This is a genomic window from Sporosarcina limicola (assembly GCF_014873855.1).
Lineage (GTDB): Bacteria > Bacillota > Bacilli > Bacillales_A > Planococcaceae > Sporosarcina > Sporosarcina limicola.
The window spans coordinates 1-16,687 of record NZ_JADBEL010000045.1 but is presented as its reverse complement, the minus strand read 5'-3'; the positions used below and the strand labels follow the sequence as shown (position 1 = coordinate 16,687).

The following is a 16,687-nucleotide window of genomic DNA, read 5'->3' as shown; positions in this document are numbered from 1 at the left end:
AACAGGGTTCTTTATGAACTATAATTATATTCTAATACTATTAACTTCTAGCAATGGAGCGGAATAGACCTTTTCCCCAAATGAGCGTAAGAGCCGTAAGATTGGTCTGCTGATTGCGATTTACATCGGACTATCGCTTGCGTTATATTTCCAAAGTTTCTGGATGGTTGGCATTGCGCAGCAAACGGTTTTCCGTCTTCGCACAAGCCTGTTCGCCCATCTTCAAAAACTGACGGTGACTTTTTTCGATAAACGGCAGCACGGGGAACTAATGAGTCGGGTGACAAATGATATTGAAAATGTCAGCCAGACGCTGAACTCTTCTTTCATTCAAGTGTTCTCGAGTATTTTGACACTGACTGGAACATTCGCGGTGATGCTCTATTTGAGTCCGATTCTTACTTTATTAACGATGATTATTGTTCCGCTGATGTTCATCGCAATCAGGTGGATTACGCGTCGAACCGGTCTGTTATTTAAAGAACAGCAACAGGCAATCGGTGAGTTAAATGGGATGATTGAAGAGACGATTTCTGGCCAACGCATCGTTAAAGCATTCTCTCAAGAGGAACGTGTTATGGGGGAGTTTGCACAGAAAAGTGATAGGCTTCGTCGAACAGGCTTCTGGGCATTGACGTATTCCGGTTTCATTCCTAAAGTGATGAACATGTTGAACAACGCTAGCTTTGCAGTCGTTGCGGGTGTCGGCGGATTACTGGCGCTCAAAGGGGATGGCGTGGTGACAATCGGAACAATCGTCATCTTTTCGGAATTTGCACGTCAGTTCACACGTCCGTTAAACGATCTCGCCAACCAGTTCAATACGGTTCTTTCCGCGATTGCTGGTGCGGAGCGGGTTTTTAAAATCATGGATGAACCGATTGAAAAAGATGAGGCGACAGAATATAAGGAGACAATTTTGAAAGGGGACATCGAGTTTCGAAATGTGTCCTTTGGTTACGCAGTCGATACGGATGGGTACACAATCGATCAGGTATCGTTCCATGTGAAATCCGGTGAGACGGCGGCATTCGTAGGAGCGACAGGTGCAGGGAAGACGACGATTATGCAGTTGTTGGCTCGGTTTTACGAATCCGATAAAGGTGAAATCTATATCGATGGCATCCCGATTAGTGAGTTGCCACGGCAAACACTACGTAGTCAGACGGCGTTTGTTCTGCAAGATCCATTCCTTTTTGAAGCGACAGTGCGTGAAAATATTCGCTATGGGAAACTGGATGCTACGGATGAAGAAATTATTGAAGCTGCGAAAAAGGCCAATGCACATACATTTATTTCTCGACTTGAAGAGGGCTATGACACTGTATTGACTGCAGATGGCGGAGAAATTTCACAAGGGCAGAAACAATTGCTGTCAATTGCAAGAGCGCTTGTTGCAGATCCAGTCCTCCTTCTTCTTGATGAAGCCACAAGTAGCATCGACACTGTGACTGAGCTCGAAATACAGGAAGCACTCGACCGATTGATGGAAGGAAGGACGAGTTTTGTTATCGCCCATAGATTGAACACGGTACGCAAAGCAGACACCGTTTACGTTATGGAGCAAGGGGAACTGATTGAGTCGGGGAGTCAAAAGGAATTGATTGAACGGCAAGGGGTTTACTACAACATGCTAGTGGAGTCGAAAGTGTAATAGGTATGAAAAAAGGCTACAGGGATGTCTCCTTGTAACCTTTCTCAATTATTTTACATCTTCAATATTGAGTTTCGTTCCATCGTCAAAGTCAACTTCGAGATCGAACTTTGAGTACATATCCAAACGATAGTATTTCAATATCTTATCAATCACTTCTTGTTGTGGCGTATCTTTTGTAATCAGAATGTCCATGAAGAGTTTGCTGAGTTCGTTCATTGCATCACTGCCTGTAAGCTTTTTGTTAGACAATTTATTCTCATAATCGACTTTGAGGTTACCTGTGACATCGTAAGCAGCTTCAATTGCATCTTTTCCTTCAACGTCGATTTCAAGATCGAAAGTTGTGAAACCATATCCATCTCCTGTTTCGACAGATCCGCCTGCTTTCTCATCTTCATGGATGAGCGTCGCTTCCTCCCTATTGGGCTTGTCTGCATTTTTTCCGAAGTTACCACATCCGCCCATTATCAAAGCGCTCGTTAAGAAGATCGTGCTAGCCAGTTTTAACTTTTCCATCTTATCCACTACCTTTCGATATGTTTCTTACTTGTCATTTTGCCTAAATATGAAGGATTTAAACCAAGTAGGATAAGTATAAGGTACAAAAGTGGTATGGAAGCTGGTATGTAAAATTGCCAGACATGCAAATAATAGTGAATGACTTACCATTTTGCGTTATGTTCTTCTGAGCAGCCAAGCATTTGACGGATTTGAAGTGTTTCGCCGTTCCCGAGATGGACTCTACCGTTAAAATAGCCAACAACTTGGTGAACTTCTGTACGAACTAGCTGCACATTCGTTAAGGAAACACGTTCAAAAAACGGCGTAAATGTTACATCTACCGAATCTGAAAATTTGGTTCGAATTTTCCATGGTGCCATGAAATTTTTCGGATTATAAGTGAAGAGAACATCTTCATGAATTTTAGTCATGACGCCGTCGACGAACACCGCATTTTCAGTCATACCGGTGCCATCCGTCCATTTTCCACCAAAATTAAGTCCAATACGACGGCCACCGATACGTTGGGATGCCATTGCCCAATTCCATACCGCTTTCCGCGGCCAGATGCCACGCCCATAATCGAGAACCGCAAAACTATAATCAGGATTGAAGTCATACCTTTTATCTCCAACTTTTACAAAGCCATAGGTCGGAAGTGTATGATGCTTCGCGGTAAATTGAAAAACGTCCCGGTTTTTCGGAATGACAACGTTCAAAGATTCATCTTGCTCTGGATGCATAATGTGAAGATCCGCGTGAAGAGTTTCATTGTCAAAGTCTAGAATTGTGACGGACAAATGCGTTTCGCCTTGTATATGGACGATCTGAACAGTCAAGTTATCAGCGGTAAATTTAACACTATCCAGCACACCTTCAGGCATCTTGACATTGCGTCCAATTGGGATTGTCATCTGTTTTTCATAAAAACGTTGCGTTTCATAATCCAAAATGTAGACAAAACAGACAGCCGCATAATCGAGGTGGCTAATCGTAGCGGAAAACAGGAGATCCTCCCCATATATACACCAGTAATTCCATTTCTTCTTCCGCATAAAATGGCCCGACAGATTACTCTGAATGAGAGGTTGCCGAGCGAAACCGATTGCTTCCGGATTCAATTGCCCTTTGCCGACACATAACGCAACAGGTTTAGTAATTTCTCTCTCTGCATGTTGCATATAGAATTCCTCCCGCCACTTGTCTTTTCTGAATTTACTTGTTATAATCCTTATTATAGCAAATTTTTGGGGCATTAGCTCAGCTGGGATAACGAACGGGCTGAATGTACTACCCAAAAAGAAAATAGAGAGAAACGTTGTATTATATTACGATAAACGTTGACACACGGGGAATTAGCTCAGCTGGGAGAGTGCTTCGCTGGCAGTGAAGAGGTCAGGGGTTCGAGCCCCCTATTCTCCATACAAAATGGTAAAAGTAAAGCCTGTCATATCAACGTTTCAAGGCTAAAGGGGAAAAGAACTATGTACGAACCCTAGCACTAAAACTACTTGATATGTCGCCTATCTGAAGAGCCCGAAACCTTCTAATTCTAATATGAATAGGAGGTTTTTTGCGTTGTCGAATAAAACAGGTGTCTTTGATGTTGAACTAAATTTACAAGACGTAATGTTATCTAGTTCAACTATTCACCAAAAAAAGAGTAATTCAATGGAAATTGAAAAAGCCCTTGAAACTGTATTAAGGCAAATGCGAATTACTGGTTTTAGATCACGTACAATTAGTGATTATAGTTTGCATATGTCTAAGTTCCAGCAACTGACAGGTATAAAATACCTTGACGAAATTACAACAGATACAATTTACGAATGGTTGGGCTCAATGAACGTTAAAAACTCGACAAAATTGGTTCGTTTGAAATGTTTAAAGGCGATACTAGGCAAGTTTTTTGATAACGGTTGGATTGATTTTAAATTTTGGAAAACCATTAACATCAAAGTTGATAAGAATATTAAAAAAGGAAGCACAGCCAACGATATTAATGTTTTACTGTCGTTGCTTAATCTTAATAGTTTTGCAGGTCTAAGGGATGCAGTCGCAATACTAACACTCTATAAAACGGGCGTTCGTATCAATACACTTGGACAAATTGAAGAAAAGCATATTGATTTTGAAGAAATGGTTATTAATCTGGATGGGGCAATCCTAAAAAATCATGAATTTTTAAAACTACCAATTGATGACCAAATGATTAATCTATTACGAGTTCTAATTAAGCAAAACAATAAAATTAGACAACGAAATAATCAGTCCAACCAATTCATATTCCTTACAGCAAAAGGCACAACTATACACAGTAAAACAACAACAAACACTATTTCTAAACGTTTAAACAAATACGCCAAAAAGTACGAATTACAGAATATTAATCCGCACGCAATGCGCAGAGGATTTGCGAAAAATCTTTTAAATAAAGGTGCATCGGTAGCGTTAATTTCAAAAGCCTTGGGACACAGTGATTTAGCCGTTACAACTCAATATCTCGATTTGGACACTGAAGAAGTCGCAAATAGTTTGAGGAATTTCCTATGAAAATATTACAAGAAGCTACTGCCCACTCAATCGAACTCCTGACAACGCAGGCGCAACGTGAGCTTGAATTAGACGGTGCAATGTTGCCAAGCATAATTAATCAACTACAGGGTATGCGGTTGCTGATATGCTCCATTCGAGGAATGGAAAAGTATTACGATGAAATTAATGAGTTGATAAAAAAATTGTGGGATGAAATTGGAAAATAGTTTCATCAATATTGATTGAAGCATTTAAAATTAAATAGACAGACAAGGACATCCGTAAAAGGGTGTCTTTTATTTTGTATAAATCTAGTAGATGCAGGAATTGTTTTTAATAAAAGTAAAGAAAACACGACATTTAGGCTCTGAAAGATTAGAACAGTATTAGAGGGAGATATTTCATAGTAGGTGTAAAAGATGTTTTTAGAAGAAAGTCAAAAAAACACGAGATATCTGCTATGCTAATTCCAGAACAGTAGTAGAGGGAGATATTTCAACTATTGTAAAATGTGTAGATAACTATATTACAAGAATTGTATATAATAAGTGTCCAAGGACACGAATGTAGATAGAAGAGGGATTTCAGAGTCAATGTAGAATGTGTGAAAAGTAATTCCACGGGAAAACACGAGATATCTGCTATGCTAATTCCAGAACAGTAGTAGAGGGAGATATTCGCATTCAGCATTTAAAAAATATTAAATGTTGAATGGGGCTATCCCCATAGATTTGTTTTTCATTAACTTATCCCTCCAGATAAGGTTTCATTTTGTTTTAGTTTTATTTTATCTATTTTTATTGTCATTATTTTGAAGGTAGGCATGTCTTAACACATGTCTGCTTTTTTTGTTGTTCAATCAAATATTTAATAAGAAGGAGAATCAGAAAATGGAAGAAATCAATCAAGAAGAAGTAGTAACAGATGAAGTTGTAGAGCTTGCAGAAGAAGTTGCAGCAGAAGTAAAAGACGTGCGAGATACTTTTGACGAAACACTTGAAAAAGTGAATGCGGATCAAGACGCTTTAAGGATTGACATCGAAAAACGTACAGCCGAACTGTTCCAGAAGGAAGTGGCTTTCACGTTGAAAGAAAGTGGACTGGAAATGTTCGCTGATATTATCAATGTAAGTGATGCAGATGAACTTGACGCTACGGTTATTAAACTTAATCAGATTGTAGCAGACCTCAAGGTGTCAATGTCCTATCAGCCGAAAGATAATGCTAAACAAGACGAGTATACAGTACACGTAAACAACAAAGACACTAAAAGTATGATTGGCAACAAGCTTGCTAATTTATTCAAATAAGAACACAAAAAAACTTAAAATTAGAATGGAGAAAATACACTTATGTTTAAATCAACTAACTTTACACCATCAGAACAAATTTCACTTTCACAGGAAATTGCACTAATTGGAGTCCAAGCAACACCTTTCACTTCACTTTTAATGAGCAAGGGTAACATTGAGAAAGCACTTTCAACTGTATATACTTGGAAATCTAAGACGTTTGACAACACTGAAGACATCTCAGCGGTAGAGGGAAATGACGACATCAAGTTTTACGAATCGGCACGAGCGGAGCTTTCCAATATCCTTGAAATCTTTCAGAAGGGTGTCAGTATCTCGGGTACAGCGGTCGCAATGCAATCAACTGAGTTCGCAGGACAAGTAAATGACCGTCTACTTGAGCTTAAAGTTAACATGGAAAAGAAATTCCTTTTAGGTAAAAAGAAAGATGGTTCTGCTACACCGTTTATTCGTCAGATGTCGGGTCTAATTGAGATGGCAGACCCTACCAATGCAGTCGCAGCAGTCGCTGTTACAGAAGACGTTATCAAGCAAGCAATGCGAAAACTATGGGATAAAAACCTTGTAGAGGGTACTGTTTATGCGTTCGTAAATGCTGATTTGAAAGAACAGATTGACGCTATCTATAAAGACCGTTATAGCTATACTCATGTGACTACTAACTTTGGTCTATTAGTTGACTCAATTTCTACGAATTACGGTACGGTTAATCTTGTACTTTCCAAGCATATTCCAGCCGATAAGATTGTATTTTTCAACGACGCTTATGTTGATTTGGCATACTTACGTGCGCCTCACTTCATCGCCCTATCTAAAACTGGCGATAACGTCAAAGGAATGCTAGTTGCAGAAGCTACTGTGAAAGTTGGAGCTAAACAAGCAGTCGGCATCACTACTATCAAACCATAATCAATAAATTATTACATCTCTCCTTAATTGGAGAGGTGTTTTTTATATCCATAAATCAAAAATTTGAATACGAGAAGAGGAGAATTATTATGACAGAATTAGACATGCTTTTTATCCAAAGGCGCAAAAAAGGAATCACTTTAAAAATGCTCTCTGAATATATCGGTTGTTCAATCGCAATGGTCAGTTTAGTAGAATGCGAAAAAGCTAGATTTAGCCCAACTAAAGCTCAAAAGTATAAAAAATTTATCGAGCTTTACTAATGAAGAGATTCTTACACAATTTAAAGTTGAGTATCCAATGCGCTTTATTAGAACATAGATTTGATGAAAATAACCAATGTTTCATATGCCATAAGAAATTTGACTGTCTAACTTGCTATGACACTGGATTGGTTGAGGTCTATGAGTATTCAGAGTTTTGTCCTAAATGTACACGATAGAAAAAATACTTGTACACGCAAAAAATAGTGTACATAACAAGAAAATCAAAATGAGAATGGGAGTTGAAACAATGCTAAATACATGCTAGTCCTTTTTCTCGTAAAAGACATTATTGTCTGTTTCTTGGTTTATAGAAACCATGCGAGAAAAAGGAATAAAAGGAAGCATCAACTGCAACAAACGAAAAAGTGACGAACATTATTTATCATTTATTATGCAAAAGAAAATCAAAGACTTATTACCGAAATGGATATTCACAAAACAAGATAGAAATCTAACATTAACTAACGACTTGGATTCACTGTTGTCCTGTATGTTACTAAAATATTTATTCGGCTACAATATCAATTATTTTTACTCATTTGACTTTATGGCAGTCTTGGATTCATCTGATAAGCGTTCGTCAATTGGAGTCGATTTAGCACTCAAAAACGGTTATACCCTATGTAATCATCTCACTTTGAAGCACATTAATTCTTATAAGAATCCAGATTCAGTTAATTTGAATAATATTCTCGGAATCTCAAACGACAACTACAGCCAAAAGTATAGTGGTTCAACTCTATTAATGCTATGGAGCATCTTTGATTTACCGCTTCCAAAATCAGAGGAAGGTAAAAAGATATTACTATCGATAGACTCTGCCCACAAAGGGTACAGGAAGCCACAATATAGGCATATCCTTGTCAATTGGCTTGATAGACTCGGATTGACTGAACTTATCCCAACACTGGAAGATAACCCTTTTAATGAGATGGAAGCCTTTAGGTTTAAGCATGAACTGGACACATCTATCAACTTTAATATGGATAGAGAGCTTCAGTTTTTTCCTTCTGGACGTAATAAGTCATCGGATGGTGGATTGGATTTAGAATGGATTAGCAAGCATTTAGGCTTCCAAGTTGAGCTACCAAAAGAACAGTTTGAATTTGAGTTAAAAGCAACCTTTACAAATGAGAATATAGAAGCTCATGAGATGACACAAAAGACTATCGATAAATCTTTTAGCTATGCATTTACGTACAAGAATAAACTAAAACTATCGACAATAAAGGGGGTGGCATGATGTCGACTATTAAAAGTGATGATTTTTTCTATTGCTATACGCTTAAAATGAGCAAGTATCTAAAATCAAAGGGTATTCCATATTTCCTTAAAGCTATCTCAATAAAGGATGGTAGCACATTCACCATGTATCAAAAAGGTGAGCGGCTACAACAGGCATTAGATGAGTTTAAGAATGTTAAAAACGCCATATAAGGAGAATCACACACCATGAGAATCGAAGAAATCAGCAATCTATTACAATTTAATGAAGAATATGAGAATAAAGTTTATATGCCAAATGAGATATTCACCGACCTACAGAAGCACATCAAGAATACACCTCACATTGCTTTCAGTTATTCTTATATTTATTTATCACATTGGTTATACCGTTACGTCAAGCACGTCAATGTGGGGGTGTTTGACGTAGGTACTATTAAGCAGATACTAGGGTATGCGCCTACTAATCAAACACTCAACTATCTTATCAAAAAGGGTGGCATCCTTGATCAGATTGAGTATACCGAATCAGTCAAAGATTTCCCGATTTCGTGGACGTATTCAGATGGGGAAGAGTTGGAGTTTCAGATGGCGTCCGAATACAGGGACTTCATTGACCATCTTCCTACTGTTCCTAAAAGTTTTACCTTGAAGTACCCTGTAAAAGGGTTTACCAGAGTACTCGAAGAAGACGGGGAGGAATATGAAACTATTGGAACATTTTACGAGGTCGATAACACTCATTGCATCCTATTTGATGTCTTTATGGATTGCCTGTCCAATGAGAAAATAGGCGTCAACGGATTCTACTTGTATTCTTATTTGTCACATCGTTGTGATATTCATATGGGTGGAGTGGACGTGTCCCTTGTTAATTTAGCCAGTGAAACAGGAATATCTGAAACAAGTTTGGATAAAATCCTTGGAGCATTAAAGAGTTTTAATCTTGTTAGCTTCCAACATAATCAAGAATTCTTTGCAATTGGTATGTTGGATAATGACCGTAAAGCCAACACATATATGGTCAACGACTTCCAAGATTTCGGTAATACTCCTTCACCTTTTAAGAAGATTGAGATTATGAAGAAGGCAGATTATTTCGAGATGTTGAAGTTGAAAGAAGAACCCGTGTCCAAGATTGATTTTAAATTGGATTCATTGCCTTATTAAACTTCATAAATCAAAGACCATTGATATTAGGGGTACATTAATAGACAGGGTATTTTCCACAGTCGATTAATGAATATGATTATTATTATAGTGTGAAAATGGAAAAGTGGAGGAAATATCCCTATATTATATATACCCCCAATAACGATGGTCTTTGAAATGGTGAACCAAACATACAACAAATGAGAGTATTAAATGTAGTTACTATGAAAATTAATGTAGTAACTACAGAAATGAGAGGGGAAATTAAATGTTCTGTTCAATCCAAAAAATACAAAATAAAAAAGTTGATCAATTTGGCGCACGCAAGAAATTAGAAGTAAGCGAGACGAGTTGGTTTACAGGTGGAGTTAAAAGAGTTGAATATGGTTACAGGTATGGTTTTGATAGGTTTGAGCGGACTATATTAGATGCCTACAAGATTAGTATCCATCATAGTTACAGGCAAGATGGCAAAGTTAAGAAAAAACAGTGGTCAATTTGCACAATGAGTCATTACAATTTGATTGAAGGTAGTTGGTATCGTGATTATATGTTGCATGATGAGCTACAAGCTAAATTAGATAGCATGGGCATCGATGAAGAGGAATTAACTAGATTGATAAGTGTTAAATTAGACCCTCTATCTGAACAGGTTAAGGCAGAGTTTGAGTTGACAGAAGAGTATCAAGTAAGCCAAAAACACAAAGAAATACTAATATCATACACTAAAAATAAGCAGGAATTTGAAAATAGATATGGCAAAGACACTTATGACTATATTTATAACATTTATGGCGATTTAATGAATGATGACAAGTTGAAAGAAGTCATTAGAATGAGAAAACAACAAGAAGAAGATTTAAAAAACAGTTATAAACAGAGTCAATCATACAGCAGTGGGTCATATGATTATAGTTCATTATTCGGAGATATTGGTGGAGGAACGTATTCGGATGAAGAAAAGAAGATGTTGAATGAAATATATCGCCATGCTTCGCTGAAGTTTCATCCAGATGCTAAAAGTGGAAGCTCAGAAAAAATGGTGTTTTTAAATAAAATGAAACGAGAATGGAAAATATAATATGTAGTTACTATGAAAATTAATGTAGTAACTACAATCAGATGGAGGACAGGGTATCATCACCTTGTCCTTTTTGTGTTGTCTAAATTTTGCAAAGTTCATCACAAAAACAATAAAATCAAAAGGAGAATGAAAATGGATTTATATGAAAAATTAAAAACTGTATCACCAAAAAAGAAGACGTATTTCATCAATCGGCATGACCTACAATTTATGGTTGATGCACCTAAAAAGACGGATGAAGAATTATGTAAAATATTAGATGTAAAGACGCTATCGACATACGTCAAATGGGAGCGTTCACCACAATATTTAGAGCTACTCAACTTATACCTACAAACCAAATTCGCCAACGATTTAGATAGAATCTATACCGCCACGCAAGAAAAGGCATTGGAAGGCGATGAGAAAAGTATTAAATTGTTGTTGGATATTCAAAAGCAAATTAGATTATTCAATAAAGAAAATAACGTCAAAAAGACGGATAACTCTAATGCTTATGCAGAATTGGAGTTGTAATATATGACTAATCCAGATTCATTATTGCAAAAGGTTATGGGTGATTTTGAGTTATTTTGTAAGAATTTTATTGAGATAAATACCAACGATGGTACACGGGAAAAATTAATCCTAAATGAAGCACAGAAGGACATTAACGACCTCTTAAAGATGAATAGGCAAATAGTGTTACCTAAGTCACGACAAGCAGGTGTGACTACTATGATGCTCGCTATGAGCTTGTGGAAGGCGTGTACAGTCCCGAATCATAGCATAATGATAGTAAGTTACCTTGGAGCATCGGCAAAGCAATTGTTCGACAAATTAAAAGACATGAATCAGTCGCTCCCAAGACATAAATATCCTAACATATTTCCAGAAGTTAAACGTGAAAATAGGACGGAACTGCTATTTAAAAATGGAAGTAAAATCACGTCCACAGTAGCAGGTGACAAGGATATTGGTCGAGGTGAGACAATTGACTTTTGTTTATTGTCGGAGCTTGCTTTTTACAACGATATTGATAGACAACTACTGTCAGTATCTCAGTCGATGGCAAAAGGTGAACATAGTCGCCTAATCATAGAATCAACGGCAAAGGGTATGAACTCCTTCCACAAGTTGTGTATGGCGGCTGATAAGGGACACAGTAGGTACAAGCTATACTTCATCAACTGGTATCACAAATTGTATTTGCAACAGTTTAAAAATGAGATAGATGAAGCGGATAAGTGGTTTAGAGCTACGAACAAGGGTAATAAGATGAGTAGCAAGGATTTGGATGAAGATGAACGACTGCTGCATGAAAAGGGTGCTACATTGCGTCAGTTGTCATGGAGACGTTTCAAATTATTGGATATGGAATTGGAAAGTTTTCATCAAGAATATCCGTCTAATCTATATGAGGCATTCGTAAATAGTTCGGGGAACACACTATTTAATCAATCCAAAATCTTGGAACGGATGGAGTATATTATTCCGCCATTAGACAGGGATGAATTGACAGGGGTGCTGCCAGAACCTTTGATTAAATTTATTGGAAGAGGACTTGAAATCTACCATCTACCTAAGCGTGGCAAGCGTTATTACAGTGGTGTGGACGTTGCAGCGGGCGTAGGTGGAGATAATTCGACCATGAGCATGATAGATGATGATGGGAATCAAGTCATGAGCTTTTACAGTAATAAGGTGAGTCCTCACGACTTTGCAGGGGTGATTGATCAGATTGGTAGATGGTTTAATTATAGTTATTTATGCGTTGAGCGGAACAGTTATGGAAGTGTAGTATTGGAACAATTAAGAAACACGTTTGGATATGAAAACATGTATAAAATGAAGCAGTTTGATGAACGAGGAAAACGGAAATTAAAGTTAGGATTTTTGACAACTGAGGGGTCGAAGAAAATTGCTATATCCTTATTTAGACAAAACTTTGAGACAGGTATGGTCAATATAAACTGTAAATCTACACTGGAAGAGATGACTATATTCATCGAGAAAGATGGCAAATTAGGAAATAGGAAATCCGGTGGAAACAAGGATGATTTAGTCATCAGTATGACACTTGCAAACGTTGCAATGGCAGAGGGTAAATGGTACGTATAAGAAAGGAATGGTGAACAGTTTGAATCTAGAACAGTATATTAAAGTAAAGTATAATAATAAACATGATTGGTTTTTGGAGGAAGTTGGAAGTGTAGCAAATCAGCAAAGGATGGCAGATGTTGAAAAGAAGAAGGATTACCTTATGGGGTATCATAATATCCTCAATCTACCGTCATTTATGTATAACGGTGAGAGTATAACCCCAAGAAAAATAGTACTTAACACTGCTAAAACGTTACTACAATTCCAAGCACAATTCCTATTAAAAAATCCAGTAGTGTTGACAGGTAGCGAGGTTATGATTGATCAATTTAATAAGGTAAATAAGTTAGGGAAATTTAATGGAAAGAATATGAGAATCCTCAATGAGTTATTGAAGTTTGGTAGTTGTAGCGAGTATATATTTATAAATAAGAATGGCTATATTGATAGTAAGATTATCCCAAGCGATGAAGGGACACCTGTTTGGAATCACCATAATGAGATGATAGCGTTTGTACAGAGTTATGTGTTTGATGGTATTAGTTATTATACTGTTTATACAGATGACACAGTACAAGAGTATACCAATGAAGATGGAAGCATTCGTTTAGTATCACAACATGCTAATTTAAGTGAACTACCCATCTATTATCATACTCATAATGAGTATAGCGAAGTAGAGGGTAGGAGCGCACTAGATGACTTTGTAGGACTATTGGACAACATGGAGCTACTACTATCTAAAACAATTGACAACACGTACATGTACAGCGCAGGCATCCCAGTGGTCACGGGGCAGAGGTTGACAGGTGGAGCAGGCATCCCAAAAGAAGTATCCGGTGGTGGTCTATCGCTTGATGACGGCAGCACGTTCGAGTTTGTTAGCAATGACATCGATGTTGAAGCGTTTGAAACGTTGTACGACAAGCTCAACCAGTCGTTGTTAGACGTAAGTGCAACACCTGCTGTCAGCATGAATAAGACGGATATATCAAATTTATCCGAGGTATCTATCAAATTACTATTCAGTTTAGCAGAGGTGAAAGCCAGTGAAAATGAAGGGTATTTACGTGATGGCATGATGGAGCGATATGATAAAATTAGAAAACTTTTAATATACAAAAATATATTAATATCTGATGATGAGTACGCTAGTTTAGATTTACTATTTAAATATAATCAGCCACAAAATGAGACAGAGACAATAGCTAATCTGAAGACGTTGAGAGAGCTACAAGCGTTGAGTATGGAGAGTTTGATGGAGCACAGTCCTTACACTACAGATGTGAAGCAAGAGGTCAGCAGGATGAATTTAGAAGGACTGAGCGGTACGGTCATTGATGTGGATGTAGGCGTTGAGTAGGATAGGATGTATGAGTATGAGATGGAATACTTTAGTGTGATGAAGTGATTCAGTTGACGGAATAGATTGATGGATGAAGGGAATATGGAAGTGGGAAAAGGTAGGGAAATATGGGGATAGGAACGGGAAATTAGGGAGAATGAGAATGGGAGATAATAGGAAAATTATAATATCAGAAAAATTTTGCTGTTATATATCAATTAGAATCACGCTATATAGGCGTCTAAAAAATAGGGTAGCGTATCATGTCCCCATATCCCCGTATCCCCTATATAATCCTATCAAATCCCCGTCATATCAGCATTTATACGCTTAATTAGACGGCTACAATCATATTATGGTATAATAGAGGGAGCATGGGAAAAGTGTGCCATATCAACGGACGCAAGCTTGCGTTGGCTATAATCCGATGCAGGGTATCTTATCTATAATATAGGCGGTGGCAATATGACTAAGATTGATAAAATAATCAAAAATAGTTTAAAATTTAATTGTTTAAAATTTGGTACAATATAGGTGAAAATAGGACAACTTCCTGGTTTGGTTATTATGTCAACTAGATTTAGAAGTTTGCGAATGATAAATAGTAAGCTTTTATTTTAAAATAGAGGATTATATTGTAGATGATTTTGGTACGTTGTAGGGTAGTTGGTGGATGTTCGATACCCCCAAAAGATAATAAGAGTGCCGCACCATACTCTATTTTTCACGCACATAAAATTTACCATATTCCGTATTCCGTATATAATATTAGTCCCAACGGGACGGACGCTGTGGGAGGTACCCATCATATTCTGACACCACAATTTTGTTGTCAACTACCTCAATCTGACACCCCAACTTTGGGACTCACACCTTCATTTATTTGACAGGTGTATTTATTTGCCTATATATCCAATTATTGCTCATTCAGATTCCTTATTATGGTATAATTAGGTTATTAAATTACCATACATAGGAGGAATTAGAATGAAGAAAATGAATGTTATAATCGCTATGCTTCTCGCTGTTATGTTGAGCGGATGCGCCGAACAAATGAACTCACAGAATCAATCAAGAGATAATTTAGATGAGGATGAGATATCCGCAAGCTATGGGAAGCAAGTCGTTTTATATTTAGAAAAATATAATGAACAAGTAGAAGAGATATTTACATTATTAAAGCTATTTGATAAAAATCCAGATTTAAAAGACAATCTTTCTTTCTTAATAGAAGAAAAGCAAAGATGGTATGAAATAAGAGATAGTCAAGAGGAAGGTAGATTGTTTCCAATATCTAAGAAAGACGAGGAGCTAAATGATGTAATAGAGATGTTGAGAATAGACATCATCAAAGTAGAGAGTGACATCTTAAAATTTCTGTGGGGTGATGTCGATTCGTCTGTAATTATCAAAAAACTCAATGAAATGGAGCAATACAAAAAGAAGATAAAAGATTTAATTGATAATTAATTAAATAAGATAAAACTGACGACCATCTACATAGGTCGTCTTTTTTGTTGTTCAAATAATGAACGAAGGAGACGATGTGTTCATTATCTTAGTGACTGCTGAGCTTTCAGCCGTAATCCAACACGCTACCAGAGCCATTTTAACGCACCTATTTTATCCTAGTTCCGCAAGGAACAATATACCCTAACATTAATCCTACAATCATTTCCATTGCATTCTATCATCTCTAATCTATTTCCTATACACTTACACCTAAATGATTAGAACGCTCAGAATCAATTGGAATCTATTAAACTATCACACCTTCAATTATGATGGTGTTTTTATTTTGTTTAAATACTCTAAATACTTCATTCGGTATGGTAATATGGATTTAGTTCATTATTACTAATGGAGGGGATAAAGGTGAAGAAATCCAGTAAGTCATTATTTGTTTTTGTTGGTATGATTACATTGCTGATATTGGTTTTGGGTGTCTTACTCTTCTCGGGAAATAAAGAGATAAAGAAGTATCAGAACGCACTAAATTCAAGTGAAATTAGAAATGAGTATTTTCAGGATGAAGCAACTATTAAATCAAGAAACAGTGTAAGTACGCAAGGTTATACAGTAACTTTTTATCAAGTGTCCGCTGAGGTTAATGAAGAGTTTGAAAAGCTAAGTGATGAACAAAAGTACAAAGTTTTTTTGGAAGTAAGAGATGTTTTGAAGCAAGAGGATATATCGTACTATAATTTTAGTTGTGGAAAGAAAAGATTATGTGCTATTGATGGTTTCCAATTTACTCACAATAATGATGTCTATGAATATAAAAAAGTGCTATTAAATGACCATTTTAGTTTAGTGCTGAATGGAGAAGAAATATACAGTACTGAATCAAAGCGGAAAAATGTAACCTCAAAAGTAAATGATGACACTGAAACTACAATGCAAGATAAAGGAGGAAATGACTGGGCATCCTTGAGTGATAATCAAAAGTATCATGCAGTTTCAAATGCTTTATATAATTTAGATCAACAAGGTTACACGATACTAGAAGGAGAATATTATTATATACTCAACTTTCGCACCCAATAAAACAGCCTAATCAATTGACTGCACTAGCCTTGTAGTCAAACCAATAGGTCTGTTGACAATTTTACGACTAAA

Annotated in this window: 16 protein-coding genes, 1 tRNA gene and 1 pseudogene; 16 read left to right on the top strand and 2 right to left on the bottom strand. The window is 36.8% G+C overall.

Annotation, left to right across the window (positions count from 1 at the left end; all coding sequences use genetic code 11):
* Positions 1-100 precede the first annotated feature (100 nt).
* Positions 101-1,654, top strand: a pseudogene (locus H4683_RS20205) (ABC transporter ATP-binding protein); the annotation flags it as partial.
* A 48-nt stretch (positions 1,655-1,702) separates the two neighbouring features.
* Here the strand turns inward: H4683_RS20205 and H4683_RS20200 are convergent.
* Entirely contained in the window at positions 1,703-2,173 is a 471-nt protein-coding gene (locus tag H4683_RS20200) for a YusW family protein (RefSeq protein WP_192600626.1), read from the bottom strand.
* Between the two features lie 146 nt (positions 2,174-2,319).
* Complete coding sequence (locus H4683_RS20195) at positions 2,320-3,339, bottom strand: DUF2804 domain-containing protein (RefSeq protein ID WP_192600625.1); 1,020 nt, start codon at positions 3,337-3,339, stop codon at positions 2,320-2,322.
* A 168-nt stretch (positions 3,340-3,507) separates the two neighbouring features.
* On the opposite strand from H4683_RS20195, the gene H4683_RS20190 reads away from it, so the two are divergent.
* The 15 genes from H4683_RS20190 (at position 3,508) to H4683_RS20120 (ending at position 16,615) form a co-directional block, all read left to right on the top strand.
* Positions 3,508-3,580, top strand: a tRNA-Ala gene (locus tag H4683_RS20190).
* A 135-nt stretch (positions 3,581-3,715) separates the two neighbouring features.
* Positions 3,716-4,711, top strand: coding sequence for a tyrosine-type recombinase/integrase (locus tag H4683_RS20185; RefSeq protein WP_420826597.1), 996 nt, complete (start codon positions 3,716-3,718; stop codon positions 4,709-4,711).
* Positions 4,708-4,920 (top strand): hypothetical protein, encoded by a 213-nt coding sequence (locus tag H4683_RS20180; protein ID WP_192600623.1) that lies wholly within the window; start codon positions 4,708-4,710, stop codon positions 4,918-4,920. The genes H4683_RS20185 and H4683_RS20180 overlap by 4 nt, the downstream gene beginning before the upstream one ends.
* A gap of 663 nt (positions 4,921-5,583) precedes the next feature.
* Positions 5,584-6,003: a hypothetical protein gene (locus H4683_RS20175; protein WP_192600622.1), complete on the top strand. Its 420-nt coding sequence runs from the start codon at positions 5,584-5,586 to the stop codon at positions 6,001-6,003.
* Positions 6,004-6,045: 42 nt separating this feature from the next.
* Entirely contained in the window at positions 6,046-6,915 is an 870-nt protein-coding gene (locus H4683_RS20170; RefSeq protein ID WP_192600621.1) for an SU10 major capsid protein, read from the top strand.
* A gap of 89 nt (positions 6,916-7,004) precedes the next feature.
* Positions 7,005-7,178, top strand: coding sequence for a helix-turn-helix domain-containing protein (locus tag H4683_RS20165; protein WP_192600620.1), 174 nt, complete (start codon positions 7,005-7,007; stop codon positions 7,176-7,178).
* Between the two features lie 319 nt (positions 7,179-7,497).
* Positions 7,498-8,424, top strand: a complete 927-nt coding sequence (locus tag H4683_RS20160) for a hypothetical protein (RefSeq protein WP_192600619.1) — start codon at positions 7,498-7,500, stop codon at positions 8,422-8,424.
* Positions 8,424-8,618, top strand: a complete 195-nt coding sequence (locus tag H4683_RS20155; protein WP_192600618.1) for a hypothetical protein — start codon at positions 8,424-8,426, stop codon at positions 8,616-8,618. The genes H4683_RS20160 and H4683_RS20155 overlap by 1 nt, the downstream gene beginning before the upstream one ends.
* A gap of 15 nt (positions 8,619-8,633) precedes the next feature.
* Positions 8,634-9,575, top strand: a complete 942-nt coding sequence (locus tag H4683_RS20150; protein ID WP_192600617.1) for a hypothetical protein — start codon at positions 8,634-8,636, stop codon at positions 9,573-9,575.
* A 250-nt stretch (positions 9,576-9,825) separates the two neighbouring features.
* Positions 9,826-10,638, top strand: a complete 813-nt coding sequence (locus H4683_RS20145) for a hypothetical protein (protein ID WP_192600616.1) — start codon at positions 9,826-9,828, stop codon at positions 10,636-10,638.
* A 135-nt stretch (positions 10,639-10,773) separates the two neighbouring features.
* The gene (locus tag H4683_RS20140; protein ID WP_192600615.1) at positions 10,774-11,157 is read left to right on the top strand and encodes a hypothetical protein; all 384 of its coding nucleotides are present in this window, start codon (positions 10,774-10,776) and stop codon (positions 11,155-11,157) included.
* 3 nt (positions 11,158-11,160) lie between these two features.
* Complete coding sequence (locus tag H4683_RS20135; protein ID WP_225942271.1) at positions 11,161-12,741, top strand: phage terminase large subunit family protein; 1,581 nt, start codon at positions 11,161-11,163, stop codon at positions 12,739-12,741.
* Between the two features lie 10 nt (positions 12,742-12,751).
* Positions 12,752-14,086, top strand: coding sequence for a phage portal protein (locus H4683_RS20130; RefSeq protein ID WP_420826596.1), 1,335 nt, complete (start codon positions 12,752-12,754; stop codon positions 14,084-14,086).
* A gap of 969 nt (positions 14,087-15,055) precedes the next feature.
* Positions 15,056-15,538: a hypothetical protein gene (locus tag H4683_RS20125; protein ID WP_192600613.1), complete on the top strand. Its 483-nt coding sequence runs from the start codon at positions 15,056-15,058 to the stop codon at positions 15,536-15,538.
* Between the two features lie 405 nt (positions 15,539-15,943).
* On the top strand, positions 15,944-16,615 hold the full coding sequence (locus tag H4683_RS20120) for a hypothetical protein (RefSeq protein WP_192600612.1): 672 nt from the start codon (positions 15,944-15,946) through the stop codon (positions 16,613-16,615).
* Positions 16,616-16,687 lie beyond the last annotated feature (72 nt).